We start from the raw sequence: 26,337 nt of genomic DNA, 5'->3' as shown, positions 1-26,337 counted from the left end.
TCATAAAACGAAGAGAGCCTTTTATAAAGAATTATTAACTCAATTTTCTAATAAATATAGAGTAAGGAGGATATATACATGTGGGAAACGAGAATAGTGGAGATCCGAGAAAGGGTAAAGGAGAGTCTGGAGGATTTATCATTTGAAAAACTGAATGAAAAGCCTTCACCCGGAGAATGGAGCATTGCTCAAATTGTTCTTCATCTGGCCGGAGCAGAAACGCGTTTTTTGACTTTAGCTATCGAATCTGCAAAGTTGAAGTCCGTTACAACAAGAAGTACTCCAGTTGATTTATCTGTATTTGACGATGAATCCACGAAATTAAAAGCACCGATCGAACCTTCGTCGGATCCAATGAACATGGTAGACTTGATGAATGCTCTGGACAAGTCACGTACCTTAACATTACACTTACTTGATCAATATACGAAAGAGGATCTGAATGATCGATCCATGCACCATCATCGCTTCGGAGAAATGCCGATCTGGCAGGTGTTTGAGCTGCTCGGAAAGCATGAACAAAGGCATTTACTTCAAATAGAAGATGTAAAAAAGAGGATAGGATAGGATAGGATAGGTATAGGTGCGTTCACTATTTTGCTCTTCTTAGTTACGAGTTCACCTGCACATTGTAATTGAACACTGCCACTTTATTTTATAAGAGCTATTTTCTATACTGTTGGATTATTTATTCTGATTGGCCCATTTAGCTTATGAACGTCAATGGGGTTAAGACTCACGGCTCCGGGTAAAAGCGTGGGCCTGGCGTGGAAGTGGAAATCAACCCGGCACTCGCATTTTCAAAAGCAACAAAGTTTACTAAAACAGCTTTTCTTTTACAGGAGATTGGGGTAGAATTAGTAGTAGGTACTAATAACATGTATTAATTAGGAGGACTATAATGACTCTTTCATTAAAAGGTAAAACATATGTCGTGATGGGAGTGGCAAACAAGCGAAGTATCGCTTGGGGAATCGCCCGTTCATTGCATCAATCCGGTGCTCGCTTGATATTTACATATGCAGGAGAACGTTTTGAAAAAGGTGTCAGTGATCTTGCCGGAACACTCGAAGGCGGAGAAGATTCACTCGTTCTGCCTTGTGATGTAACAAGTGATGAAGATATTGAAAAATGCTTTGCAACGATCAAAGAGGAAGTGGGTGTCATTCACGGACTGGCTCACTGTATCGCATTTGCCAACAAGGAAGAACTTGCAGGAGATTATATGAATACGACAAGAGACGGTTTTCTTCTTGCACACAATATTAGCTCTTACTCCTTGACGGCAGTTGCTAAAGTGGCTAAGGATCTTATGACAGAAGGTGGAAGCATCGTTAGCATGACCTACCTCGGTGGAGAGAGAGTCATGCAAAATTATAATGTCATGGGTGTAGCGAAAGCATCTCTTGAAGCAAGTGTGAAATATCTTGCGAGCGACCTTGGGAAGCATGGCATCCGGGTTAATGCCATTTCTGCAGGACCGATTCGCACCCTCTCAGCAAAAGGTGTAGGTGACTTTAACAGCATTCTAAAAGAAATCGAAGAGCGTGCTCCGCTGCGTCGCAATACGACACAGGAAGAAGTGGGAGATACGGCAGTGTTCCTTTTCAGTGATTATTCAAGAGGAATCACAGGGGAAAATCTTCATGTGGATTCAGGTTATCACGTACTGGGATAAAGAAAGAAACGGCAGTGGGGAATCATTCCCACTGCCATTTCTTTTTTCTTTTCATTTTGTAAAGTTTTCATAAAAAAGAAACCCATGGGCACTTTTTGCATACATATAAAAGTGGAGAACTATTAGGAGGTGCCTTTGTGAGAAAAGAGAAAAATGCAGGGAGAGAACCTATGCTATATATTAACCAGCCGACATTAGAAGAGGTTAAAGGCAATATGCAAGTTACTTACCGCTCAACTAAAAAGAAATCGCCCCCCCAATCTCAACCCCTAACAGAAAGTAAGCACAATATAAACCTATCTGCCGCTGAATCACTTGAAAAGCAAGAGATCCAGGAAAATAAATTTCTTGATGAGAAGTCTATTGTGCTCCATGAGGACCAAAATGAAAATTCAGCGACCAAATCGATTCCTCAGCTTCCTGAACGGAAAACGGCTGCTACTGCTTTTAGAAGATTAAAGCCATTCAGGGATTTGTCAATAAATGAGAAATTAGAGTACATTTCTGCAAGTATCTCCGGTAAAGTACCCTTTCCGTGTGAGTTTTCAAATGGGGAAATGACTGTGAAAGGTGTCATACTGGTGGAAGAAGAGGATGAAATAATTGTTAAAAGCTTTCAAGGGGAAGAAGTGAAAATGAAGAAAAATGAATTGCAATCCATCAAGATGATTGGCCTTCAATAAAAAAAGAGCCAGGCGGGATACCCGGCTGGCTTATTTCATCTGAAACTAGAGGATTAGTCTTCGCATTCCAAGAATACGTGTACGTCCTTGATACATTGAATCGCACAGAAGCAATCCAGATCAACTGTGATACACTCTCCTGTAAATACCCATTCAGTGTTATTACCCATAGTCTCCATATCAGACCCAGAGCCAGACCTGGACCTTGACCCAGAACCAGTACCTTCAGCATAGTCAGGCTTTAACACTTGAAGAGTCGCACAGCAGTTATCGAATACTTCCTTCACTCGGAAAAATGGTGATTTCCAAGGACATCCTTTGATATGCGCTTTAAAGGTCTCACCGTTTTTAAGATATAACTTAAAGATACGAGTATTCAACCGATTGCTGGGACTTACCATTGAACCTAGTGGCTCAAGGAAACAATCATTTTTACAATCGTTACACTCTTGATTTGCTTCGTCTTGAATATCTTTAATAGCACGAACGGCTTGACATACGCAACCACGATCTTTTGAACTTTTGTCTTTATCTCTTCCGCAACCCATATAGAAGTTCCTCCTTAAATTGAATTTCATTTACATTACTAACATATTGCCATGTAGGCAATTAGGTAACGGACATCTGCCCTCTTTTGAAAATTTGGGCTTGTATAATTTGCTAAATGAAGGGAGTCTTTCCATTGCCACTTACTTTTGTCGAACTGATTGCCCTTGGGTTAGCCATTTTTCGATTAACCCACCTCATTGTCTTTGACAAGATCACCGAATTTTTAAGAGCTCCATTTTTTGATGAATCCATAGTGGTGGAAGAGGATGGTGAGGAAGCCATCTATCTCTCCCCTAAAAAAGGCGGGTTAGTGGGTTTTATCGGAGAATTATTATCCTGTTATTGGTGCACGGGTATATGGGTTTCTTGTTTCCTTTATGGAGGATATTTCTTTTTCCCATTGTATTTCAATCCCCTTATTACATTATTGGCGGTTGCTGGAATAGCCGCCATTTTAGAAGCGGCCGTCCAAAGTTGGAATACTGCCTGATGACATAGGTAATTAGTGGAAACAAGCTAAGGTTTCTTCACATATACTAAAAAGGGAAACAGGGTAAAGGAGGATATAAAAAGTGAAGAAAACCTCTATAAATACAAAGAATCAGGGAAACTCATCCACCAAGAAAAAAGGATGCGGTTGTGGATCGAAAGTGAAAAAAAGCTAAGGCTGCTCAAATTGGGCAGTCTTTTTTTCATAAAAAATGACTTTATGAAAAAAATAAAGGATGAGTACAAATAAAAGAGGGATATAGAATGAACAAAAATCGGATCATCATTCCGCTTGCAGTATTTGTGTTGATCGGTTGCGCAAATAAGGAAGATGGAAATGACAGCAAGATTGCTCTTATGAAGAAAACCAATCCGCCACCCATCGAATTAGTGGACAATCCTGAGACGGACAGCTACGGTCATGCCATCAAGAGGGAAATTTCCAAGATGGAGGAGCTCTACGACGTCGCTGTCATCCAGGGGAAGGAAGAAACGCTCGTTGTTTACAAAGTGAAACATATGCATAGATTCAAAATGAAAAGTATCGAAAAAAAAATGGATGGCTATTTAGAGGATAAATATCCCAAAGAAGATTTTATATTATCCAGTGATTATAAAATCTTTCTCGAGACCATCCGCCTAAAAGAAAAGCTGAAAAAAGGTTCAATCTCTAAGAAGGATGCTGAAAACAAGTTTCAGGATATCGTGAAGCTTCAAAAGGAAAAAACGTAGGAGGAATGGTTTGTGGGGAAAACACCGAAAACACCAGAACAGAAGAAGTACGAACAGTTAGAAAAACAATACGAAACGAAGCGGCCCTTACTTAAAAATGTCATTAAAGCATTCTTTGTCGGCGGTTTCATCTGTTTAATCGGACAAGCGGTTACGTACATGTACATTTACTATTTCAACTTCACAGAGCAGACAGCAGGGAATCCGACGGTTGCGACAATGGTCTTTCTCGCCATGCTCCTGACTGGCTTCGGGGTGTACGACCACATTGGCCAATTTGGCGGGGCTGGAAGTGCCGTCCCCGTTACAGGCTTCGGGAACGCTGTGATTTCTGCGGCCATTGAGCACAGAACAGAAGGCCTCGTCCTTGGGGTTGGAGGAAATATTTTCAAACTGGCAGGCTCTGTTATTGTCTTCGGGGTATTCTCAGCCTTTGTTGTTGCCTTAATCAAGACCATTTTAATCCAGTTGGGGGTAGTCTAATGCTACAGGGTTCAAGATCATGGGTGTTTCCTACAAACCCGGCCATCCTCTCAACCGGGGTTGTAGGTGGACCTTTTGAGAAAAAAGGAAACCTCACCGCTGACTTCGATCAGTTTTACGATGATGTATGGATGGGGCAGGACACATACGAAAAAGCTAATCGCACTCTCATTGAGGATGCCGTTCAAATTGCACTGGAAAAACAATCTCTGCAAAAGGATGATATTCAATTTTTCTTAACCGGGGACCTGATCAATCAAATTACCCCTTCAAGCTTTGCGGCAAGAACCAACGGAATTCCGTATTTCGGATTGTTCGGCGCGTGTTCTACATCAATGGAGGGTCTCGCCCTCTCGGCTTTTTTAGTCAACTACCATGGGGCCCATCATGTAGTTACAGGAGCCTCCAGTCACAATTCCGCTACCGAGAAGCAGTTCCGCTACCCTACTGAATACGGCGGCCAAAAACCTCCAACTGCGCAGTGGACCGTCACTGGTGCCGGCTATGCCGTGATTGGTGAAGGGGCATCCGTTACTATACCGGCTCCCAGAGTGACCTCTGCCACCATCGGAAAGGTAATGGATATGGGGTTGAAGGATCCATTTAATATGGGCGGCGCTATGGCCCCGGCGGCTGTCGATACGATCACTGGCCACTTTCAGGATCTGGGGAGAGATTCTTCATATTATGATCTCATTATAACCGGAGACCTTGCCAAAATCGGAAGACAGACGGCCCTTGAAATGCTGAAGCAAAAAGGCTATCCACTATCGGATCAACAATTTAAAGATTGCGGAATGTTGATTTACGGTGAAGATCAGCCGGTCCAGTCCGGGGCAAGTGGACCAGGGTGTTCAGCAACCGTGCTTTATGGTCATTTATTGAATGAAATGAAAAAAGGAACGTATAAACGTATTTTAGTCATAGCGACAGGTGCACTGTTATCACCCCTTACATTTCAACAAGGCGAATCGATTCCTTGTATTGCTCATGCAGTGTCGATTGAGTATTTGTAGGGCTTTAAAGGAGGAAACCAAGTGTTAGCGATGTTTTTTTGGGCATTTACGATAGGCGGTATCATTTGTGTAATCGGTCAATTATTGTTTGATGTGGCGAAATTAACCCCAGCCCACACTTTAAGTCTGCTGGTGGTCTCAGGAGCAATCCTTTCAGGATTCGGTCTATACGAGCCTCTCATCGATTTTGCCGGGGCGGGAGCAACCATTCCCATTACGAGCTTTGGGAACGCCCTTGTAAACGGGGCTATGCAGGAAGCCGGGGAACATGGAGTAGTTGGGGTCCTCACCGGTATGTTCGAAGTCACAAGCTCTGGGATCTCTTCGGCCATCATCTTTGGTTTCATTGGGGCGCTCCTGTTTAAACCAAAGGGATGATAGGAGTGAATATAGATGCCTGAATACTTACAGGTGGCGGTGAGAAGTTTATTTATCCTGCTTTCCCTGTTTGCCATCACCAAGTTATTAGGGAAAAAACAGCTTTCAAAATTATCTTTTTTCGAATACATCACAGGGATCACCGTGGGGAGCATTGCTGGAACTCTATCAATGGATCTGGGCCTGCCATTAAGTGAAGGCCTTATGAGTATTCTATTATGGTTTGCGTTCCCCCTGTTGTTTTCTTTCCTATCATTAAAGAGTATTCGCTTTAGAAGATTTGCTGAAGGAAAACCCACAGTATTCATTAAGGATGGAAATATCGATGAAAGAGCGTTGAAAAAAGAAAAATATTCTGTCGATGAGTTGCTCGAGCAACTGCGGAAAAAGGATGTTTTCCGTGCAGCGGATGTAGAATTTGCATCACTTGATACCAACGGGGATTTAAGTGTTCTTTTGAAAAAAGAAAAGCAGCTGCTTGTTCGAGAAGATGTATTTGCTTTATCGCAAAAGTCCACCCCTCCACAAGCCGTGATTACAGACGGTAAGATTGATCAAAAAGCCCTGTCGGAAATTGGTTTTCCCTTAACATGGTTAGTAAGTGAGCTGGCGAAGAGAAAACTGAAAGTGGAATCCATCTTTCTTGCCCAATTAGATGCAGAAGGCAACTTGACCTTTGACCTGTTCGATTGGACAAACACACAATAAATTATCCAAGAGCCCATACGTAAACCTCTCTTTATACATATGTTATAAGAGACTAAAGGTAAAAGAGAGGTGACAGTAAATGTATGGATATGGTTACGGTGGCTGTGGATATGGCGGCGGCGGTTATGGCGGCGGATATGGTTCGACGTTTGTATTAATCGTTGTGCTTTTCATTCTATTAATTATCGTTGGAGCCAGCTTCTGTTAGAAAGGGGTACAAAAGGCAGAATCCTCATTGGAGGGATTTTGTCTTTTTGTTTGGTTGTTTTCATAAACATTGTTGCTTTTGAAGAAGGGTATAGTGGTTGATTTTCGCTCCAGGTGATCGCTTCCCGCCAGGAGGCGAGCACCTGGAGCGAAAATCAAACTGTCCAAGCGACGTTTTTCACTACAACAAAAATGTAAGGAATGCATTATTGCCTAATAGTACGAATATTCTTTTTCTTTTCTGGTGAAAATGGACTGTTTAGCTCTGACACAAAATGATCCTTTAGAGGGTGAGGGGAACCGCGTAGATTCATACGGAAAAACTGGCGTGCCGAGACCCCGGAAGCAAAAAGCTGAGGAAGCTCGGCCGAACGTCCGTGGAAAGCGGAGCAGTTCCCCTCACCCTACCGTACTCACTCAATGTCAGAGTAGTGGTAATAGTGTATTTGTAATCATAACCTCAATCTTCTGCGAAAAGAGCCTTTTATTTAGAGTGAGGCTAAGGGAAAATGCCTAAATAATTTTCAATTCAATTCACGCTCCTGTTTTTTTTACATATGATGCTTATAGTTAAAAGGAGGCGTGATGGAAATGAATAATAACTTTTTTAAGAATTTAGAGAAGAAGACAGGCGTAAACATGAACGAAGTGTTAGAGCTTGCGAACTCATTACAAAATGCGAATTTCAAAGATGAAGCAACGGTTAGAAGCGTCATCAAACGAGTATCTAAAATTGCCAATAAACCTGTAAACAAGGAAATGGAAGATAAAATTGTCCAATCGATTGTGAACGACGGTAAGCAACTGGACTTTGGTACAATTTCCAATATGTTAAACAAGGGGAAGAAATAAAAGAATTTTCACTAAATCAAGAAGAATGGACATAAAAAAACGGTAAGCCACGTATTTTATGTTAATTCTTCTTTCTTTTTTGAAGGGATCTAAAAGAGTAGCGTTTACACGTTTTTCAAAACCAAAAATTGGGTAAGTAAAACCAAGGAGGTAATACCATGGGATATATTGCGCCAATTCCTCACTATCAATACAAACAATATCAAGAAAGGGAAATAAAAGTTAATAAGGATCCGTTCAGTTTTTTCCCCATACATTCAATCAATCCACTTAAAAATAACACCCATTTCCAAGAAACAGAAACAACTGATGAAGTCCGATTCAATCAAAGGACAACTCCCTATCATTCTCAGAGTAAATCATCCATTCCAACCACATTATTAGCACAACTAACAGGAAAAGGAAAACACTTTAACGAATATGTATAGTGAATCGATTCATTGGAGGTATTGACTTGGAACTTCAGCAATTCACTGAACATTGCTTTGCGTTTACGGGAGCTGTTACGATTGGGTATTGTGTAAAGAGGGGAAAGGGGCTTCTGATCGACAGCGGATTGGATGACTCGGCCATGAAGAAGGTAATCAGGAAGCTTGAGAGTGAAAAGATGCCCCTTGATTATTGTATAATCACCCATGCCCACGCCGATCATTTTGGAGGTGCCCATTATTTAAAGAAAAAATGGGGGATTGAAATGTTTGCCCCTAAATTGGAAAAATCCATTATGGAGAGTCCCATCTTGGAACCCATTTATTTGTTTAACGGGGCTGTTCCTATAAAAGAACTCCGGAATAAATTTCTGGAAGGACAGGCAGTGGAGATAGACGGGGAGATTGTGACTGGAGAAAACAAAATTGGTCCGTTCACCTTTGAAGTCATTGATTTACCGGGGCATTCATATAGTCAGGCAGGCCTCCTGATAGATGATATCCTTTATGCAGCAGACAGTTATTTTGGAAGTGCTATGTTAAAAAAGCATGTGATACCCTTTATTGTGGATGCGGATCAAACCTTGAGATCATTAGAAAAGCTCCTTCACATTTCCTGCAAAGGAGCAATCCCTGGTCATGGACACTTCGAAGAAGACATTTCTTATACAGTGAAGGAAAATATAGAACTTCACAACGACAGAATGAACTCTCTATTAGCAATGGTAATTGATAGTCCAAACGGACAGACCATCGACCACATCATGAGAGAATATTTAGATTTACATATGATCACTGTATCGAATGTGGGGCAGTGGCTGCTATATAGAACATCGGTTACAGCATATCTCACAAGTCTGGAAAGGAAGAAGCTCCTATCATTTTTGATTGAAGGCAATGAGCTCATTGTAAAGCCTCTTTAATATCCTTGAACCAACAAGGTTTTCCCATCTTCCCATTCGGCGTATAGCACGTCCTTTGAGGAGAGAAAGCCTTGTTTTTTAATTTCGTTTATCAACCACGTGTCTTCTTGTCCGGCAAGGAGTAAATTATCATAGACGATTTCCCCATCGACGATCAATGAAAGAGGGAGGGTGGCGGCCTTGATTGGTAATTGAAGATCCTGACGTTGTACCATATCATAAAGTGGCTTCCGAATGACGCTCAACGTGCCGTCTGATTCCAAGAGGGCATATTCACATTCTCTTACAGAAAATACATCCTTTGCCCGAAGTAAATGCTGCAGCTGATTCAAGTCCAAATGATTCTTCTTGAGTTCTTTAAAGTTTATTTGTCCTTTATTTATGATTAATGATGGAGTTCCCTCCAGTATATGTCGAAACCGTCTTGATTTTTGAGTGAAGTATTCAGTAATGAAAATCAAACTACCCCAAATTGAAATGGCAGCGAGAATAGGATAAACCGTTGTTTTCCCGTCATAAAGGGAGTTACCCACGAGCTCACCAAGAATTAAAGCGGAAATGAAATCAAAGGCTGATATTTGTGTGATTTGTGTTTTGCCAAGGATTTTTGTCAGAATGAGCAATGCGAAATATCCAACGATTAATTCGATGGCAATGGACTTGATTTCCATGAGGTTCCCCCTTTCCATACATTTCACCATTATCGACGAGAACTGAGCTGAATATACGAAGGAACAAAGGAAAAAGAACAGTGTATCTAGTCCTGAAACTAGATACACTGTTCTTTATTGGATGGTCTTTTTCATTGTTTTATGTGGAATGCCTGCATCCAGGAATTCATCGGATATAACTTCATAGCCTAACCCTTCATAAAAAGGGATCGCATAGGTTTGAGCATTTAGCTTCAATTGGGATAAGGGCTGCTGCTTTGCATATTCTTCAATGGCCAGCATCAGTTCACGCCCTGCCCCTTTCCCCCTGATGGCTGGAAGGACGCAGATCCTTTCTACTTTTCCTACTCCATCAAGAATACGAAAACGCCCTGCCCCAACCGAATGACTTTGGTCATAAAGAACGAAATGAGTGGAGTCGTTTTCATATTCATCGATCTCTTCTTCAAGGGGAACCTTTTGTTCTTCTACAAAAACAGTCTTTCGAATGTTGAATACTTCTTGGATCTGATCCTCTGTCTTGGCAACTACGACTTTCACCGTTTATTCTCCCTTTCCCAATCGGAATGTTTCGTACACGGTCCAGGATCCATTCTCTAACTGATAAAGTAAGTGAAAACGGTCGATTGTCTCTTCATGATCGATACCGAGCATGCTGAGTGAACCGAAGATATCTGAATGCTCATCATTAGAGAGCTTCTGGGCGACTGTAATGTGAGGAACGAAAGCGAATTCAGGTTCGTCACCCATGAAGTTTTGATTATGCATGTCATCGTGCAGCCCTTGCAGTTCAGGCTTGGACTCAACTTTGAAATAAATAACGTTATTTACAGGTTGAAAGGAACTTACTTTGTACACTTTTAAATTGAAGGGGTCGTATTTTTTTGAAATTGCAGAAAGTTTCCCTGCGATCTCTTTAATTTGATCATCATCTGCACTAAAGACGTTCTTTAATGTCAAATGTGGCGGGACCAATGCATAATGAGGATCATAGCGCTTCCTGTAAGAGTTCGCGATATCTTGTAGCTTTTTCGATGGGAAAATGACTATACCATAATTCATTTTCTTCAATCCTCCTCTATTTAACTATCATTGTTATATGTATAGTATAGCAAATTTTTCAAAAATTTAATATAGGGCGAACGAAAGAGGAATAGGGTGATTCCGGCTGATCTTATACTTCATTGGTAAGCGACAAGGATGCCCTTGTCGCTTACGTCAACTGAACATCATTTTTAATGCACGCTTTAAATCGGGTTGCCAATGCTTCCATGTGTGGTCACCGTCGAATTCATCATAGAAGGAAGAAAATCCTTTTTGTTCGAATGTTTCGTGGAGCTGTCGGTTTGGTTTTAAAAAGTCCTTAACCTTTCCGTCCGTCGTTTTTACTTCAGTTTCCTGCTTACCAATAATATGGTAGATGCTTAACAGGTGAGGCTGAGTAAAGTCATCCACAGCATCCAACACTTTCTCATTGACGAATGGAGATTGAAGGAGTACTTTGCCAAATGTGTTCGGATATTTTAATGCAGTCAAAAGCGACACTGTTGCACCTAATGAATCTCCAATGAGAGCGCGTCCCATTCCCATATGATAAGTAGGGTAATGCTCATCTAAATATGGGACTAATTCATGTGCCAAAAATCGGATATAGGCACTATTTTCCTCACCATGGGGATGGTACTTCCTTCTTCTATCATCTACGTCCTTGTACGGGACCCCTACAATGATCATATTTTCAATTTCCCTTTTCGAAAGGAGTTCATCCGCGAGTCGGGGGATCCTTCCAAGCTGGAAGTAATCTTTTCCATCCTGCGCAATGAGCAGGGAATATTTATAAAGGGGAGAGTACGTTGCCGGTAAATAAACGAGCATTTTCATCTCTTCGTTCAGTTCTTTACTAAAGAGGTTTACTTCGGTTACGGTTCCTCTTGCAGTTGTCATGACAATAGCCTCCTAAGATCTGTGTTAACGTTTACAGAAAGATTGTATCATAATCCCTTATTTATTTCCCGAAAGCGGATTACAATACGAAAATTCGAAAAAGTGTTATAATTTTCAACAGAAAGGGAACGCCCAGAAAGGGGAATGAGTATGAATAAACCTGTTCACTCAAGAGATGTTACCAAGGCTGCATTACAAAGGCTGGAAGATCGGGGTGTATCCATAGAGGATATTGCCGAAATCGTTTATGAAATGCAGTACGCATATAATCATGAGCTTCTTATGGAAGATTGTATTGATAGCGTGAAGAAAGTGCTGTTAAAAAGGGAGATTCAGCATGCGATTCTTGTGGGAGTCGAATTGGATCAGCTTGCTGAACAGAAGCAGCTTTCAGAGCCCCTTCAATCGATCGTAGAAACGGATGAAGGTCTGTTCGGAGTCGATGAGACCATTGCACTGGGGGCTGCCCTTGGATATGGAAGTATAGCCGTAACCACCTTTGGTCATCTTGACAAAAATAAGATCGGGATCATCCGTGAATTGGACACAAAAAACGGGGAAGGGGTACATACCTTTTTGGATGATATCGTTGCAAGCATCGCAGCCAATGCTTCATCAAGGATTGCACACAGCCTGAGGGACCGGGAAGAAAACATTTCTGAAGAAGATAAGCTTAAATTTGAGAATGAAGAATTAATCGGTAAAAAAGAAACTATTATATAACAGTGGGGACTGAAGGATGGACATTTAACTTCAGTCCTTTTTATGTGGACAAATATGCGTCGTGTATGAAATGAAAATAGAATGATTGTAAACGCTTTATACATTCCCTATGCATGCGTACGTTGGTTGTATAGAATAATGAAGCATTATTCGTGACATTGTGTAATAAGAGGAATGAAGAAAGAGGTTTTTTATGAAAAAAGTTAAAAGTTTATGTATTAGAATTGACAAGATTGTTACAGTTTGTGTTACAATTATTTCGTTAACGTATAAAATTTAATAGGGGGAATTAGAATATGAAAAAACGCAGTTTATTCCTAAGCACTGCACTACTTCTAGTTCTATCTGTCATTCTTGCTGCATGCGGCGGCGGATCAGGTGGAGGATCATCATCTGATGGTGAAGGTAACAAAGAGGTTGACTTCATTGGAATTGCTACAGGTGGAACAGGGGGTACATATTACCCGTTAGGCGGAACATTCGCTAAGATTATTGAAGATGAAACCGGAATCAAGTCTTCGGCATCCACTTCAGGTGCATCTGCTGAAAACATGGCCGCTGTTAAAGACGGTAAAACGGAAATTGCTTTTACGCAAACAGATATTGCGTCTTATGCTTCTGAGGGAACAGAAATGTTCAAAGATAACAAGGTAGAAAACGCAAGGGGTATTGCGACTCTCTATCCGGAAACAATTCAAATTGTCACCACGAAAGATTCAGGTATCAAATCAGTGGAAGATCTTAAAGGGAAAGTTGTTTCGGTCGGTGAAGCCGGTTCAGGAACATTATTGAACGCCACTCAGATTCTTGAGGTTCATGGAATTAAACTGGAAGATCTGGAGGCTCGTAACTTGTCATTTGATGATTCAACTACGGGTATCCAGGATGGTACAATTGATGCCGCATTCATCACGTCTGGTACCCCGACTGGAGCGGTTGAAGGCTTGGCTGCAACGGAAGACATCACGATCGTACCTGTAGAGTCAGGGAAGGTCAGCGAGTTAATCGAGAAGTACCCTTATTACTCAGAGGATGAAATCCCTGCAGGAACATACAGTAAGGTAGATGAGGCAGTGACAACTGTTGCCGTTCGTGCCATGCTTGTTACGAACGCTGACATTTCTGAAGATGTCATTTACGATGTAACCAAGGCTATTTTTGAAAATACGGATAAAATCACCCACGCCAAAGGTAAGTTGATCAAGGCGGAAGATGGACTCAAAGGGATGGGCATTGAATTACATCCAGGTGCTAAGAAATACTTTGATGAAAAAGGAATTTCAATGGAATAGGTTCACACCAAAAGATGGACGAAGGGATAGGCCGCTTAACACGGTCTATTCTTTTGTTTTGGTAGAAACCCATTTCACGGATGCACAACGGATGTGAAAATGGAATGGTGGGGAATTCTACATGAAGAAATTTATATTCACAGGAGCGTTTCTCCTTATTCTATGTCTTTTAGTTATCCTTTTTATACCTTTACACATTTTTTTGGTAATAGAACCAAGAAGTACATCAGGGGACTCTGTCCTTTTCAGCCTTTCCGAAGATCATTCATTTTCGGTTCGTTATACTCACTCTATCCATCTATCAGAAGTAGAGGAGTTTTATCATCAAACATCATCAAATCAAATTCAACAAACCAAGTTACTTTATGAAGATACTGCTATTGGGATGCCTGCCAATGCAGAAGGGGATGAAGTTTTTGAAGTAACGAAAGAAGGCAAATATTTAATTTCTAATATGAATAAAGTGTTTCCATACATTGATATCCGGATCGGACAGGTTGTCGCCAATCATCGTCTCGTGCTGGACGGCAAGGAATACCCTTTTGCAGACTACTTTGATAAAGGTTCTGTCGTTCGGGTTCAATTAAAGAAACAATCACTTTATGATCAGTGGAAAGGAGTGACTGTAGTTGGAGAAAGATAAAGAGTTTGAATCATTGACTGCAGAGCAACAACAAGAGTTACTTGAGAAATATGATCCTGAATCATCCACAAGAAAATTCTATCATGGAACGTTCAAATGGATCATATTCTTCGGATTATTAGCGTTTTCATTATTTCAATTAGTAGCATCCATCTTTCAATTCATCCCTAGGCAATTATTATTATCCATTCATTTAGGGTTTGCTCTTTCTTTAGTGTTCCTATTATTTCCTGCACGGAAGAAAAATCTGAAGAAGAATAAGGTTGCCTGGTATGATATCGTTCTTTCAATCATTTCTGTTGGAATTGGTGCTTATTGGCCGATCATGCAGGATGACATCGTAAGCAGGGTGGGATTAATGACTTCCCTGGACTTTTATGTTGGTTTCGCTGCCATGATCCTTGTATTGGAAGCGACCCGTCGTGCCGTCGGGTTACCGATTACGATTATTGCTTCTGCATTCATCCTGTATATGTATTATGGCAGGTTGATGCCTGGTTTCCTTGCCCATAGAGGATACGACTGGGATGATATCGTAAAAACGATGTTCTTTACCAGTGAAGGGATCCTTGGGACCCCATTGTATGTGTCAGCCACTTTCATCTTCCTGTTCCTTTTGTTTGGGGCATTTTTGGTGAAAACAGGCGTCGGACAATATTTTAATGACTTAGCTGTGTCGATAGCTGGAAAGCGTGTCGGTGGGCCGGCTAAGGTTGCGATTTTCTCCAGTGCCCTTCAAGGAACCATTAGTGGAAGCTCTGTCGCAAACGTTGTAACATCAGGTTCATTCACCATTCCTATGATGAAAAAGCTGGGGTACCGTAAAGAGTTTGCCGGTGGGGTAGAAGCGGCTGCGTCGACTGGTGGTCAGCTAATGCCACCAATTATGGGAGCAGCTGCTTTCCTGATGGTTGAGTTTATCGGTGGGATATCGTATTGGGATATTGCGAAAGCAGCCTCGATACCTGCTGTACTCTACTTTACAGGGATCTGGATCATGACCCACTTTGAAGCTAAGCGAATTGGTCTTCGCGGATTATCTGATGAAGAAATGCCCGACCGTAAAGAAGTGTTCAAGAAGATTTATCTGCTTCTTCCAATACTGGCAGTTATCATTTTATTGGTCAGCGGAATGAGCGTTATGCGTGCAGCGCTTTGGTCGATTGTTATAACTATCGCCGTCAGTGCGATAAGAAAGGATACAAGAATCGGTTTCAAGGATGCAGTAGATGCCCTTGTGGACGGTGCCCGAACTGCTCTATCTGTAGCAGTGGCTACAGCCGCAGCAGGTATGATTGTAGGGGTCGTGACGAAAACCGGGTTAGGATTGACCCTTGCAAATGGGCTGGTGGATCTGGCAGCTGATCTTACCAATTCCACAGAGGGCAAGTTGATCCTTACATTAGTGTTCACGATGATTGCGTCGATTGTACTTGGTATGGGTTCTCCGACTACAGCAAACTATGTCATTACATCGACAATCGCTGCTCCTGCGATAATACTATTGGGAGCACCTGAGTTAGCGGCTCACTTATTCGTTTTTTACTTCGGGATCATAGCGGATATCACGCCGCCTGTGGCACTGGCTGCATTTGCCGCTGCCGGGGTGTCGGGAGGAGAACCGATACGGACAGGTGTCAATTCGGCTAAATTGGCCATTGCTGCCTTTATCATACCGTACATGTTCGTCCTGTCCCCTGAACTGTTAATGATTGATACAACCATTCCAAGATTACTATGGGTCGTCTTTACGGCCATTACAGGAATGATGGCGATCGGAGCAGGTATGATCGGCTATTGGTATAGAAGAGTATTCGTCATTGAACGACTCCTCTGCGTAGCAGCGGGATTATTACTGATCTATCCGGAGGGAATGTCGGATATTATTGGTTTGGTTTTATTCGGTATCATGCTGGCTCTGCAATTCTTTATTAAAAGAGAAGATAAAACACCAACACGAGCAACGGCATAAAACAAAAAGAGGCTGATCCATTTTAGGGCTCAGCCTCTTTTTCATAGTGATGAAGTCAGGAAAATGTTTCATTTAGACGAGGGAGGGGAGGAAAAGCGGCTAAAATATCGTGAATTTTAAATTTGCGGATATCTTTTCTGGAAAAGCAGTAAGCTGTAATATAGTTCGTTTCAACTTTTTTCACGAGTATCCTTCTTTTCGTACACTGCAGTTCCGAATCCATGTAAATGATTTCAATGGGATGTCGTTCCAGTAATGAACGCTTTACTAATCTCATCATTTGGATGCCCTCCTCAACTGGATGTACTGACAGTATATACGAACGGATGTTCTTTTATACGTGGAAGAGTGAAAAAGAGAATAATCTAGTGAAAAACCATTGACATTTTTCTGTTCATGAATATAATAGAATATATACCTTCCAATGCGACTTGTTAGCTCAGTGGGAGAGCACTTCCTTGACAGGGAAGGGGTCGTGGGTTCGAATCCCTCACAGGTCATACATAGAAAAAAGACAGCATCATGTACATGATGCTGTCTTTTTTTTATATTTTTTCAACATTTATTGTTTGCATGATAAAGGACTCTGCTGAAATTGGGTAAGAGTCCTTGTCAAAATCCTATTAAAAGTATGATGGCTTTTAGTTTACTTCTAATTCTTCTTCAAAATAAAATGTGCCTGGATGTTCCTTCACGATATAAGAATATCGCTTCATGTTTTTGACGTACTGCCATTTTAATATTGTCACTGTTTCGCCAGTTTCCTTAATCGTAACCATAGAACCATTACTGAACCGATTTTTTGTGGATTTCATTGGGCACTCCCTTTCATATTTAATCATTATACCACAGTTTACCCTTCGTTTTAGAGTCCCATGAGTGATAATCTTATAAAACGATCACGTTCCTTCAAAAGGACTAAAAAGGAAACGGTTTCAAATAGCGGGAATGGGAGGTGCCGTTCATATCATACAAATAGATGTGTAGAAAGGAGCGGTGTTCCTTAGTGTGTCGGAGGTCTGACTTTCAAAAGTTCTTCGTCAAGAACTTGCTTATTTGTTTCATTACTGTTATTCTATAGAAGAATTATTTTTGTCCGGTATACGAGGGAAGAACAAGATTTGGTTTTCACCTGATATCGCAAGAATAGTAATATATTGTGTGTAAAGCACTTTAGGAGGCAACAAACATGGAAAATGGTAAAGTAAAATGGTTTAACGCAGAAAAAGGTTTCGGATTCATCGAAGTAGAAGGTGGAGACGACGTATTCGTACACTTCTCAGCGATTCAAGGTGAAGGTTTCAAATCTCTTGACGAAGGTCAAGAAGTATCTTTCGACGTTGAACAGGGTGCTCGTGGACCACAAGCAGCTAACGTACGTAAAGCATAATCTAACGTTACAACTCCAAAAACAGACTCATCCGTGAGTCTGTTTTTTTTATTTTTTTATATGGATAATGCAGATAAGGGACGGACCTTTAAAGGTCCGTCCCTCTATTTATTAACAGTCTATATCTTTTTAATGGAAATTGCGTCACGCATTTTTTGCAGGGAGGATTTGGATAAATCTTTTCGTTTCTTCATGATGTTGACAAAGAGGGCGTCCACTATAGTTAGCTGACTGATTCTTGAGGCGAGGGCCTCTCCACGGTATTCGGTCTCCTGGGAGACAGTGAATAACGGAATATCGATTCTGGTGCTCAAAGGAGATTTGGCGAAGTGGGTGATGCCAATGGTAGTGACACGATTTTTCTTTGCAACTTCCAACACTTCGAGTAAATCCTTATTGGCACCTGAATGAGAAATAAACACAATCACATCATCTTCTGTCAGTTGAGAAGCAGATATCAGTTGCATATGTGAGTCATTATAGGCGTTAGTGGTCATGCCCGACCTGAGAAACTTATGATGGGCATCCATGGCAATGAAACCTGATCCGCCAGTACCGTAAAATTCAATCCTTCTTGCCCCGAGCATAGCCTGAACTGCTTCCCGGAAGGTTTCCTCTTTCAGGATGCGTAATGAGTCCTCAAGGGTCCTCATATTGGATCGAAATACTTTTTGTGCGATGACACCTTCTGAGTCCTGTTCGTGGATGGTTTCATGGATATCTTCAATCGGAGTCACGATATCGGCAGCTAATGAAATCTTCATCGCCTGGTAGCCTTTAAAACCTAAACGCTTGCAGAATCGGAATACCGTTGCGTCTGCAATACCAAGATCTTCTGCCACCCCACTGATGGTTGAATGGATAATTTTTTCAGGATTAGCAATAATAAAATCAGCAATCATCTTTTCTTTTTCACTTAAATTTGAGTAATGGGACCTGATTCGTGGAAAACAATGGTGAGCCTGTTCCTCCATGGTAAAACCCCTCCTGTAAGACATGTGTGAAAATAATTTTAACCTATTCAAGCAAATAAAAAAATATTATTTCATAAAAATCCACCATAGAAATTTATTTCGTATTATAATAATAACGGTGAAGAGCTCTATTTATTCGTATTGAAAGGGATGATCGTAATGACAAAACAACAAATAGGAGTCGTCGGCGTCGGAGTGATGGGAAAGAGTCTCGCCTTAAACTTTGAAAGCAGAGGCTATTCAGTTTCTATATATGATGTGTCAGATGAAAAGGTAAGAGAAGTTCTGGATGAGCATCAAGGGAAACAATTGGTAGGTACACATGATGTAAGTGAATTTGTTCAATCGCTGGAAGCACCGCGTAAAATTCTTATCATGGTACCTGCCGGAAATATTACGGATAAAGCGATTGATTCATTGCTTCCGCACCTGGATAAAGGTGATATTCTCATTGACGGTGGAAACACATACTTTGAAGATACGGTCCGCCGCAATAAGTCTTTGGATGAGAAGGGAATTAACTTCATTGGAGCAGGAGTTTCCGGTGGAGAAGAAGGTGCATTATACGGCCCTGCGATTATGCCAAGCGGCCAGAAAGAAGCCTATGACTTAGTCGAGCCTTTCCTGACTGCCATTGCAGCGAAGGTAAAAGGGGATGCATGCAGTACATATATCGGTCCAGACGGATCCGGCCATTACGTGAAAATGGTTCATAATGGAATAGAATACAGTGATATGCAACTTATTTGCGAAGCGTATTACCTTATGAAGAATGTACTGGGGCTAAGTGCAATAGAACTTCATGAAATTTTCAAAGGATGGAATGAAGGGGAACTCGACAGCTATTTGATTGAAATCACAGCCGATATCTTTACGAAGGTGGATGAAGAAACAGGTAAGCCGCTTGTGGATGTTATTTTAGATACCGCAGGGCAAAAAGGTACCGGTAAATGGACGAGCATCAGCTCCCTTGAATTAGGGGTACCGCTATCGATCATCACTGAATCCGTTTTTGCCCGCTTCATTTCAGCTATGAAGGAAGAACGTGTGAAAGCGAGCAAGATCCTGAGAGGACCAAAGAATAAAGAATTTACAGGAAACAAACAGGCGTTCATCGAGATGATTCGCAAGGCATTGTACATGAGCAAAATTTGTTCTTATGCACAAGGATTCGCACAGCTTCAGTCGGCTTCAGATGAATACGATTGGAACCTGAAACCCGGTGAAATTTCCATGATCTTCAGAGGGGGATGCATCATACGAGCAGGCTTCCTGGAAGAAATCAAAAATGCCTATGATCGTGACCCGGGCTTAAGGAATTTACTACTTGATCCGTATTTCAAGGACATTGTGGAGAACTATCAGGATGAAGCAAGGGAAGTGGTGGCAACAGCTATCAAGTTGGGCATACCGGTACCAGGCCTTTCCAGTGCATTGGCTTATTATGATAGCTATCGCTCAGAGTCACTGCCAGCGAATCTCTTGCAGGCTCAAAGGGATTACTTCGGTGCCCATACGTATCAGCGCATTGATAAGGAAGGTACATTCCATACAGATTGGTTATCTAAATAAAACGACAAAAGCCCAGTGGATATCCACTGGGCTTTTGTCGTCATTAATCATCTTTTGATTTATGTTTGTTCTTTTCATCAAGCTGATCTTTTTTCAATTCGTCGATAGGGACAGGGTCGACGTTTTGCTCGCTTTCATGCTGATCAAGGATACTTTCTTGATCCTGCTCCCCGTTCTCCGGGTTATTATTTGTTCGTTTGGTCATGTTGGTTCAGCCTCCTTGAAATGTTCGGTTCTTATACCATACCCCCTTATGCATGCCGGAAAACCCTCTTGGGAAAGATTAAAAAAAGCCGCCTTATAAAAAAGGCAGCTTACTGACTTGAGTTAGATTTTAACATCAATTTTAGCATTTTTCTTAAGATCTTCTACATGCTGAACAAGTTTTTCTTGTTTTTTCTGTTGTTCCAATTGAGTTTTAATTTGTGGTTTTACATCTTCAAACTTAGGTGCATCCTTTGATTGATCCTGCCCTTGCTGACTTGCATACTGATCATAGAACTTCTTCATTTCATCTTCCGTGACTTCAGAGACCTTGATTTCTTTATCAACGTAGTTCGTATATTTAATATTTTCAGCAATTTGAGTTTTTAATTCATCCATGGTAAATCCGGCTTTCTTCATGGCTTCTTCGAATTGCTTGTCATCTTTGTATTGCTTTTTTACTTCTTCTAGCTGTTTATTGATTTCATCATCTGTCGCTTTATACCCTTTTTCATCTGCCTGCTGCATAAGAAGGGTTTGTCCAACTATACTATCGATGGTCTGATCTTTGATTTTCTTGGCTGCATCTTTACTTGTCGGGTCTTGTCCCATTTGTTGATACTGCATCTGTGATTGAGTCAGAACATTGTTGAAGTCTTCACCGTTGATTTTTTCGTCGTTGACGATAGCCACGATCTTATCTTTTTCTACCTTTTGTTCATCCATCTTCTTTTGCATTTCTTCCATTTTCTTTGCTTGTTCTTCTTGAGCCTTTTTATCCGTTGCTTCAGTTTTCGGTTTATCGTCAGCTTTTTGGCTCTCCTCATTCGAACCGCAAGCGGCTAGTCCAATTGTTAATAATGCTACCAGTAAAGTCGTTAATAGTTTCTTCATAATAGACTCCTTTCAGAACTAAGGTGTGATTTCCAAAAAAATCACTTAATGCGAATTTTAAATGAAAAACCTGCAAAAAGAAAGTATTTAAGCCAAAAAGTATTGATTGTAATAAGGATGAAACACAGGTAAAGAGCTAAATCTCCTTTTAGGTACGGATATGTATGGGATTATAAAAAAGAAACCACCTCCAAACAATATGGAAAATAACATGATTATTACATGAAACATTAAAAAAGAGGTTGCTTAAATCGAGTTATTCTCCATTTAAACAACCTATGAAAAAATATTGGGGACCAAAGAATACGGTCAAACAACCTTCTATTTGAATTATAGAGAGTGGGGGGGAATAGCTCAACCAGCATCTAGGAAGTTGAGAGCTCCTCACTGTTCGTTTGAGGATCTTATTCGATCTTCTTCTTCCCTTTTTATGAAAAATAATAATTATAAGCATATTCCATGGGAAGGGATTTTCTTCCTTTTGTTGAATTAGTAATATTATCAATAGGAAAAGGAGAAAGAGCATGAAGCAACTAGTAAGAGTGGGGACGACATATATTCCCGTGAGTGATGTTCAAAAGGCAAGTACGTGGTATAGGGAAATGTTAAACGCAAAGCTGAACTACAAGGATGAGGATAAAGCCATATTAGATCTTGCCAATCAAAGCATCTTCCTGGTGTGTTCGGCAGATGGGGAAAGCAGTAATTTTCTCGATAAGTATCATACTAAGCGATTTTCTTTAACCTTTGAAGTGGATGGTTCAAGTGAATTAAAGGAATTGAGAGAGCAAATGCTGCACCTGGGAGTAGAGGCAGGGGAAATCGAAGACAGGGGCCATGGTGGACTGAATTTCGTTTTTTCAGACCCCGATGGTAATCTTTTTGACGTGTGGAGTGAATTGAGTCCCAAGTTTAAACAATCCTTGTTAACAAGTGAACTATAAATTAATCGGTTATGCTTGACTCTTTATTAGTAGTAGAGAGATACTAGTAAAAGTTTAATAGATTTACTTGTAAATCCATTTTGAATCGTATATGATAGTAAAGAACACAACATTTTGTGTTCTTTTATATTTTCATAACTATATATTGATTATAACCTGTAAATAAGGTGTCTGATGAGACTTAAAAGGGAATCCGGTAAGAATCCGGAACTGTCCCCGCAACTGTAAGTGCTGACGAAATAAGGAACTGCCACTGTCAAATTGATGGGAAGGCCTTAGAGTAGAGTGAAGCACAAGTCAGGAGACCTGCCTTATTTAACACGTGTTATCTTCTTCGGGAATTGGGAGGATAAAGCGAGGATTGAAATAGGCTGAAGTCTATACTATCTCCTCATTTTTAAAAGCCCACCTTTCAAGAAGGTTGGGCTTTTTTTGACTCCTTCCCACTATAAAAAACGGGAGGAATGAATGATGTCAATCACAGTAAATGAACAACAAAAAGAAATGGAAGGGATTCTTAACAGTCTTCACAGTCAGTTTACGAACCTTGATTTCACAGAATTCAATGAGAAGATTTCATTGTATGCAAATCAACAGGCGAATCTCTCGAGAGATAAGCTTTATCATTTCATGATCCTGACAGCTGTTGAACGTATCTCAGCACTTGAACCGGATTGGACTTATGTGGCTGCAGCACTTTATATGAAGGATTTATATCACGGGATAGCTTTATCAAGGGAATTATCAGACGATAATCTATACGATTCCTTTTATCACATGGTTAAAGACTTAACCGCAGCACAGTTATATTCTCCGGCACTACTGGATTCTTACAGCAAAGAAGAAGTGGATTACTTAGGTTCGGTCCTGGACTCGACCAGAGATCATCTCTTTACTTACATAGGAATTGTGACTTTAACTGAAAGGTATCTGACAAAGTCCCATGAAGGTGAAATTCTGGAGCTGCCCCAAGAGCGATTTATGATCATTAGTATGACCTTATGCATGAACGAGGACAAAGAAAAAAGAATCTCATTGATTGAAGAAGCGTATTGGGCCCTTTCCAATTTGTATATGACCGTGGCCACCCCTACATTTGCAAATGCAGGAAAAAGCCATGGCCAGTTATCCAGCTGTTTCATTGATACAGTGGAAGATGACTTAAGAAGCATTTACGACAGTAATACTGACGTTTCCACACTGAGTAAAAATGGAGGCGGTCTTGGTATTTATTTAGGGAAAGTCCGTAGCAGAGGCAGTGATATAAAAGGCTTTAAAGGAGTGAGCTCAGGGGTCATACCCTGGATGAAGCAACTGAATAATACGGCGGTTTCCGTCGATCAATTAGGTCAGCGTCAAGGAGCGATCGCCGTTTATTTAGATGTATGGCATAAAGACATCTTCTCATTTCTAGATACCAGGTTGAACAATGGGGACGAAAGGCAAAGAACTCATGACCTTTTTACAGGGGTCTCTATACCTGATCTATTTATGGAACAAGTGGAAAACAGAGGATCCTGGTATTTATTTGACCCTCATGAAGTGAAAGTAGTTATGGGGTATTCCCTGGAGGATTACTATGACGAAAAGGAGGGGAGTGGATCTTTTCGGGAGAAGTACTGGGAGTGTGTAGCTCACCCGTCACTTTCAAGGGAAATGGTGCCGGCAATTGAAATTTTCAAGCGGATCATGATATCCCAGCTCGAAACGGGGACTCCTTATATGTTTTACCGTGATACGGTTAATCGGATGAATGCCAATCCGCATAAAGGAATGATCTATTGCAGTAACTTATGTACGGAAATCGCTCAGAATATGAGCGCGACTGTGATGGAAGAGGAAGTGGTACAAGACGGAAAGATCGTCACGTATAAGTCTCCGGGAGATTATGTCGTTTGCAACCTTGCCTCCATTTCCCTGGCCAAGACCATTATGGATGATGAGTTGAAGAGAGTCGTATCCATAGGGGTAAGATTACTTGATAATGTGATCGATTTAAATAATCTACCCGTTCTTCAAGCTCAGATAACCAATCAGCGATATAGGGGAATCGGGTTAGGAACATTCGGATGGCATCATCTCCTTGCATTAAAAGGATTGAAGTGGGAAAGCAGTCAGGCAGTCGACTATTGTGATTCCCTTTATGAAGAGATTGCATATTACACGATAAAAGCCAGCCACCACCTGGCAAAAGAAAAGGGAGCTTATCCTTATTTCAACGGTTCGGACTGGTCTACGGGAGAGTACTTTACCAAACGGGGATATTCAGGTGAGAGATGGTTGCAATTAAAAGATGAGGTTTCTGACAAAGGGTTGCGTAATGGATACTTAATGGCAGTTGCGCCGAATTCCTCAACCTCTATCATCGCAGGTTCCTCTGCGAGCATTGATCCGATATTCCGCCTCGAGTATTCTGAAGAAAAGAAAGATTATAAGATTCCGGTCACCGCTCCTGATCTGTCTCCGAAAACGACCTGGTATTACAAGACCGCCTATAAAGTCGATCAACATTGGAGTGTGGAACAGAATGAGAAGAGACAGAGGCATATTGATCAAGGAATTTCGTTCAATCTGTATGTGCGTAATGATATCAAGGCAAAAGAATTATTGGACCTTCACCTTGACGCATGGAAATCCGGGTTGAAAACCACCTATTATGTCAGGTCGACATCAGAAACTAATTTTGATGAATGTGAAAGCTGTCATAGCTAGCAGGGAGGGAGAGGTAAAGATGAATAAGTTGAAGAAGAGAATTCTGATTGATTCAAAGGCACCAAATAAATCAACTGGGATCATAAACGGAAAAAGCTCCAATATATTAAACTGGGATGACGTACGATTTTCATGGGCATATCCGAAATATAAGAGGATGCTGGGGAATTTTTGGACTCCTTTTGAAATCAATATGGCCAAGGATATCAAACAATTCCCGACTCTATCAGAAAGAGAGCAGGATTCCTTTTTGAAAATTATTGGGTTGCTGGCCCTGCTTGATAGCATTCAGACCGATTATGCAGGGAAGGTGGCAGATTATTTGACGGACTCCAGTTTGAATGCACTGATGATCATTCTGGCACAGCAGGAAGTCGTACATAACCATTCCTACAGCTATGTATTATCCAGCATCGTGTCTAAAAGTGAGCAGGATGAAGTATTCGATTTCTGGAAGAACGACCCTATTCTAATGAAGAGAAATGAATTTATTACAAATGGATACAAAGGGTTTGTTGAATCACCAAATGTGGAGAATCTATTAAAGTCAGTTATCTATGATGTCATCCTGGAAGGTTTGTTCTTCTATTCAGGTTTTGCCTTTTTCTATAATTTGGCCAGAAACCAGAAAATGGTTGCAACAAGTACGATGATCAATTATATCAATCGGGACGAACAGCTGCATGTCGGGTTATTTGAAAAGATATTTAAAGAAGTTTTAAATGAAAATCCATCTTATCAAACGGAGGAGCTGCGTACCTTCGGGATGGAAACATTCAAACAGGCAGCTTATCTTGAAATAGAGTGGGGCAGGGAGATCATCGGATCCCATGTCGATGGTCTGTTAATGACCGACCTGGAGGCTTATATAAAATTCATGGCCAATAAAAGAGCGAAACAATTAGGTTTTGACGAACCGTTTGAGGGCTACAGGACTAATCCACTCAAATGGATCATTGCGTACCAGGAAGTGGATAGAGGGAAGACCGATTTCTTTGAACAAAGATCAAGGCAATACACTAAAACATCGGATGCCAATGGATTTGATGAACTATGAAGAGACCTTAACAAAAAGCGAGTCAGGTTGACTCGTTTTTTGTTATCTTTTTTCTATAAAAGGGCCATAATCCCTTCTTTTATGTTGAACGGGCACCCATTTAACAGCGATGAATTCTTCGCATGGCCTATTCTCTGTCAACAATCAGCTCCTTGTATTCCTCAACACGGCTATGAAGAGCAGCGAGTGAAGGCAGCCAGAAGGCAGGGGGATTTTCTT

32 protein-coding genes, 1 tRNA gene and 1 riboswitch are annotated in these 26,337 nt (G+C 41.0%); of the genes, 23 read left to right on the top strand and 10 right to left on the bottom strand.

Annotation, left to right across the window (positions count from 1 at the left end):
• Positions 1 to 78 precede the first annotated feature (78 nt).
• The 3 genes from BAA9072_RS13725 (at position 79) to BAA9072_RS13715 (ending at position 2,361) form a co-directional block, all read left to right on the top strand.
• Complete coding sequence (locus tag BAA9072_RS13725; RefSeq protein WP_201715257.1) at positions 79 to 567, top strand: DinB family protein; 489 nt, start codon at positions 79 to 81, stop codon at positions 565 to 567.
• A 334-nt stretch (positions 568 to 901) separates the two neighbouring features.
• On the top strand, positions 902 to 1,678 hold the full coding sequence (gene fabI / locus BAA9072_RS13720; protein ID WP_148968482.1) for an enoyl-ACP reductase FabI: 777 nt from the start codon (positions 902 to 904) through the stop codon (positions 1,676 to 1,678).
• Between the two features lie 137 nt (positions 1,679 to 1,815).
• Entirely contained in the window at positions 1,816 to 2,361 is a 546-nt protein-coding gene (locus tag BAA9072_RS13715) for a CotO family spore coat protein (protein ID WP_201715256.1), read from the top strand.
• Between the two features lie 53 nt (positions 2,362 to 2,414).
• Here BAA9072_RS13715 and BAA9072_RS13710 read toward each other — a convergent pair whose 3' ends face one another.
• Positions 2,415 to 2,909, bottom strand: coding sequence for a CotY/CotZ family spore coat protein (locus BAA9072_RS13710; RefSeq protein ID WP_201715255.1), 495 nt, complete (start codon positions 2,907 to 2,909; stop codon positions 2,415 to 2,417).
• Between the two features lie 134 nt (positions 2,910 to 3,043).
• Here BAA9072_RS13710 and BAA9072_RS13705 point away from each other — a divergent pair, with 134 nt between their 5' ends.
• The 10 genes from BAA9072_RS13705 (at position 3,044) to BAA9072_RS13660 (ending at position 9,126) form a co-directional block, all read left to right on the top strand.
• A complete protein-coding gene (locus BAA9072_RS13705; protein WP_201715254.1) occupies positions 3,044 to 3,400 on the top strand; it encodes a DUF1360 domain-containing protein in 357 nt (118 codons plus the stop codon).
• A 263-nt stretch (positions 3,401 to 3,663) separates the two neighbouring features.
• Positions 3,664 to 4,131 carry a sporulation protein gene (locus BAA9072_RS13700; RefSeq protein WP_201715253.1) on the top strand — a complete coding sequence of 156 codons (468 nt, stop codon included), beginning with the start codon at positions 3,664 to 3,666 and terminating at the stop codon, positions 4,129 to 4,131.
• A gap of 12 nt (positions 4,132 to 4,143) precedes the next feature.
• Positions 4,144 to 4,614 (top strand): stage V sporulation protein AC, encoded by a 471-nt coding sequence (gene spoVAC / locus BAA9072_RS13695; RefSeq protein WP_201715252.1) that lies wholly within the window; start codon positions 4,144 to 4,146, stop codon positions 4,612 to 4,614.
• Positions 4,614 to 5,630 (top strand): stage V sporulation protein AD, encoded by a 1,017-nt coding sequence (gene spoVAD / locus BAA9072_RS13690; protein WP_201715251.1) that lies wholly within the window; start codon positions 4,614 to 4,616, stop codon positions 5,628 to 5,630. Before spoVAC ends, spoVAD begins: the two co-directional genes overlap by 1 nt.
• Before the next feature lie 21 nt (positions 5,631 to 5,651).
• Positions 5,652 to 6,008: a stage V sporulation protein AE gene (gene spoVAE / locus BAA9072_RS13685; protein ID WP_201715250.1), complete on the top strand. Its 357-nt coding sequence runs from the start codon at positions 5,652 to 5,654 to the stop codon at positions 6,006 to 6,008.
• 15 nt (positions 6,009 to 6,023) lie between these two features.
• Complete coding sequence (locus BAA9072_RS13680; RefSeq protein WP_201715249.1) at positions 6,024 to 6,716, top strand: DUF421 domain-containing protein; 693 nt, start codon at positions 6,024 to 6,026, stop codon at positions 6,714 to 6,716.
• 79 nt (positions 6,717 to 6,795) lie between these two features.
• Positions 6,796 to 6,924 (top strand): YjcZ family sporulation protein, encoded by a 129-nt coding sequence (locus tag BAA9072_RS13675; protein ID WP_201715248.1) that lies wholly within the window; start codon positions 6,796 to 6,798, stop codon positions 6,922 to 6,924.
• A gap of 590 nt (positions 6,925 to 7,514) precedes the next feature.
• Complete coding sequence (locus tag BAA9072_RS13670) at positions 7,515 to 7,775, top strand: stage VI sporulation protein F (protein ID WP_034763965.1); 261 nt, start codon at positions 7,515 to 7,517, stop codon at positions 7,773 to 7,775.
• 158 nt (positions 7,776 to 7,933) lie between these two features.
• The gene (locus BAA9072_RS13665; RefSeq protein WP_201715247.1) at positions 7,934 to 8,203 is read left to right on the top strand and encodes a hypothetical protein; all 270 of its coding nucleotides are present in this window, start codon (positions 7,934 to 7,936) and stop codon (positions 8,201 to 8,203) included.
• Between the two features lie 26 nt (positions 8,204 to 8,229).
• Positions 8,230 to 9,126, top strand: a complete 897-nt coding sequence (locus tag BAA9072_RS13660) for an MBL fold metallo-hydrolase (protein WP_201715246.1) — start codon at positions 8,230 to 8,232, stop codon at positions 9,124 to 9,126.
• Here the strand turns inward: BAA9072_RS13660 and BAA9072_RS13655 are convergent.
• The 4 genes from BAA9072_RS13655 to BAA9072_RS13640 all read right to left on the bottom strand — a co-directional run bounded on the left by BAA9072_RS13655 (position 9,123) and on the right by BAA9072_RS13640 (position 11,741).
• Positions 9,123 to 9,797: a DUF421 domain-containing protein gene (locus tag BAA9072_RS13655; RefSeq protein ID WP_201715245.1), complete on the bottom strand. Its 675-nt coding sequence runs from the start codon at positions 9,795 to 9,797 to the stop codon at positions 9,123 to 9,125. The genes BAA9072_RS13660 and BAA9072_RS13655 overlap by 4 nt on opposite strands.
• A gap of 114 nt (positions 9,798 to 9,911) precedes the next feature.
• Entirely contained in the window at positions 9,912 to 10,337 is a 426-nt protein-coding gene (locus BAA9072_RS13650) for a GNAT family N-acetyltransferase (RefSeq protein WP_201715244.1), read from the bottom strand.
• 3 nt (positions 10,338 to 10,340) lie between these two features.
• On the bottom strand, positions 10,341 to 10,859 hold the full coding sequence (locus BAA9072_RS13645; RefSeq protein WP_201715243.1) for a YjcG family protein: 519 nt from the start codon (positions 10,857 to 10,859) through the stop codon (positions 10,341 to 10,343).
• Between the two features lie 156 nt (positions 10,860 to 11,015).
• Entirely contained in the window at positions 11,016 to 11,741 is a 726-nt protein-coding gene (locus tag BAA9072_RS13640) for an alpha/beta hydrolase (RefSeq protein WP_201715242.1), read from the bottom strand.
• 150 nt (positions 11,742 to 11,891) lie between these two features.
• On the opposite strand from BAA9072_RS13640, the gene BAA9072_RS13635 reads away from it, so the two are divergent.
• From BAA9072_RS13635 to BAA9072_RS13620, 4 genes are all read left to right on the top strand, one after another.
• Entirely contained in the window at positions 11,892 to 12,464 is a 573-nt protein-coding gene (locus tag BAA9072_RS13635) for a phosphatidylglycerophosphatase A family protein (RefSeq protein WP_201715241.1), read from the top strand.
• 296 nt (positions 12,465 to 12,760) lie between these two features.
• Entirely contained in the window at positions 12,761 to 13,756 is a 996-nt protein-coding gene (locus tag BAA9072_RS13630; RefSeq protein WP_201715240.1) for a TAXI family TRAP transporter solute-binding subunit, read from the top strand.
• Between the two features lie 121 nt (positions 13,757 to 13,877).
• Positions 13,878 to 14,399: a DUF1850 domain-containing protein gene (locus BAA9072_RS13625; protein ID WP_201715239.1), complete on the top strand. Its 522-nt coding sequence runs from the start codon at positions 13,878 to 13,880 to the stop codon at positions 14,397 to 14,399.
• Entirely contained in the window at positions 14,386 to 16,371 is a 1,986-nt protein-coding gene (locus BAA9072_RS13620; RefSeq protein WP_201715238.1) for a TRAP transporter permease, read from the top strand. The genes BAA9072_RS13625 and BAA9072_RS13620 overlap by 14 nt, the downstream gene beginning before the upstream one ends.
• 55 nt (positions 16,372 to 16,426) lie before the next feature.
• On the opposite strand, the gene BAA9072_RS13615 is transcribed toward BAA9072_RS13620, so the two are convergent.
• Complete coding sequence (locus BAA9072_RS13615) at positions 16,427 to 16,651, bottom strand: WYL domain-containing protein (RefSeq protein WP_201715237.1); 225 nt, start codon at positions 16,649 to 16,651, stop codon at positions 16,427 to 16,429.
• A 148-nt stretch (positions 16,652 to 16,799) separates the two neighbouring features.
• On the opposite strand from BAA9072_RS13615, the gene BAA9072_RS13610 reads away from it, so the two are divergent.
• A tRNA-Val gene (locus BAA9072_RS13610) sits at positions 16,800 to 16,871 on the top strand.
• A gap of 141 nt (positions 16,872 to 17,012) precedes the next feature.
• Here the strand turns inward: BAA9072_RS13610 and BAA9072_RS13605 are convergent.
• A complete protein-coding gene (locus BAA9072_RS13605) occupies positions 17,013 to 17,186 on the bottom strand; it encodes a hypothetical protein (protein WP_167562135.1) in 174 nt (57 codons plus the stop codon).
• 374 nt (positions 17,187 to 17,560) lie between these two features.
• Here BAA9072_RS13605 and BAA9072_RS13600 point away from each other — a divergent pair, with 374 nt between their 5' ends.
• Positions 17,561 to 17,761 carry a cold-shock protein gene (locus BAA9072_RS13600; protein ID WP_034763533.1) on the top strand — a complete coding sequence of 67 codons (201 nt, stop codon included), beginning with the start codon at positions 17,561 to 17,563 and terminating at the stop codon, positions 17,759 to 17,761.
• A gap of 119 nt (positions 17,762 to 17,880) precedes the next feature.
• Here BAA9072_RS13600 and BAA9072_RS13595 read toward each other — a convergent pair whose 3' ends face one another.
• Positions 17,881 to 18,735, bottom strand: coding sequence for a MurR/RpiR family transcriptional regulator (locus tag BAA9072_RS13595; RefSeq protein WP_201715236.1), 855 nt, complete (start codon positions 18,733 to 18,735; stop codon positions 17,881 to 17,883).
• A gap of 159 nt (positions 18,736 to 18,894) precedes the next feature.
• Here BAA9072_RS13595 and gndA point away from each other — a divergent pair, with 159 nt between their 5' ends.
• Entirely contained in the window at positions 18,895 to 20,307 is a 1,413-nt protein-coding gene (gndA, locus tag BAA9072_RS13590; protein ID WP_201715235.1) for an NADP-dependent phosphogluconate dehydrogenase, read from the top strand.
• 43 nt (positions 20,308 to 20,350) lie between these two features.
• On the opposite strand, the gene BAA9072_RS13585 is transcribed toward gndA, so the two are convergent.
• Together BAA9072_RS13585 and BAA9072_RS13580 are read right to left on the bottom strand one after the other, a co-directional pair.
• Positions 20,351 to 20,512: a hypothetical protein gene (locus tag BAA9072_RS13585; protein ID WP_201715234.1), complete on the bottom strand. Its 162-nt coding sequence runs from the start codon at positions 20,510 to 20,512 to the stop codon at positions 20,351 to 20,353.
• Positions 20,513 to 20,634: 122 nt separating this feature from the next.
• The gene (locus BAA9072_RS13580; RefSeq protein ID WP_201715233.1) at positions 20,635 to 21,405 is read right to left on the bottom strand and encodes a SurA N-terminal domain-containing protein; all 771 of its coding nucleotides are present in this window, start codon (positions 21,403 to 21,405) and stop codon (positions 20,635 to 20,637) included.
• Between the two features lie 524 nt (positions 21,406 to 21,929).
• On the opposite strand from BAA9072_RS13580, the gene BAA9072_RS13575 reads away from it, so the two are divergent.
• From BAA9072_RS13575 to BAA9072_RS13565, 3 genes are all read left to right on the top strand, one after another.
• Positions 21,930 to 22,349, top strand: coding sequence for a VOC family protein (locus tag BAA9072_RS13575; RefSeq protein WP_201715232.1), 420 nt, complete (start codon positions 21,930 to 21,932; stop codon positions 22,347 to 22,349).
• A gap of 148 nt (positions 22,350 to 22,497) precedes the next feature.
• Positions 22,498 to 22,677: riboswitch (cobalamin riboswitch) on the top strand.
• A 140-nt stretch (positions 22,678 to 22,817) separates the two neighbouring features.
• On the top strand, positions 22,818 to 25,061 hold the full coding sequence (locus tag BAA9072_RS13570) for a ribonucleoside-diphosphate reductase subunit alpha (protein WP_408015239.1): 2,244 nt from the start codon (positions 22,818 to 22,820) through the stop codon (positions 25,059 to 25,061).
• A 19-nt stretch (positions 25,062 to 25,080) separates the two neighbouring features.
• On the top strand, positions 25,081 to 26,118 hold the full coding sequence (locus BAA9072_RS13565) for a ribonucleotide-diphosphate reductase subunit beta (protein ID WP_201715231.1): 1,038 nt from the start codon (positions 25,081 to 25,083) through the stop codon (positions 26,116 to 26,118).
• Positions 26,119 to 26,337 lie beyond the last annotated feature (219 nt).

Origin of the sequence: Rossellomorea arthrocnemi (assembly GCF_904424705.1) — a bacterium.
Classification (GTDB): domain Bacteria; phylum Bacillota; class Bacilli; order Bacillales; family Bacillaceae_B; genus Rossellomorea; species Rossellomorea arthrocnemi.
This window is presented reverse-complemented; position numbering and strand designations above follow the sequence as displayed.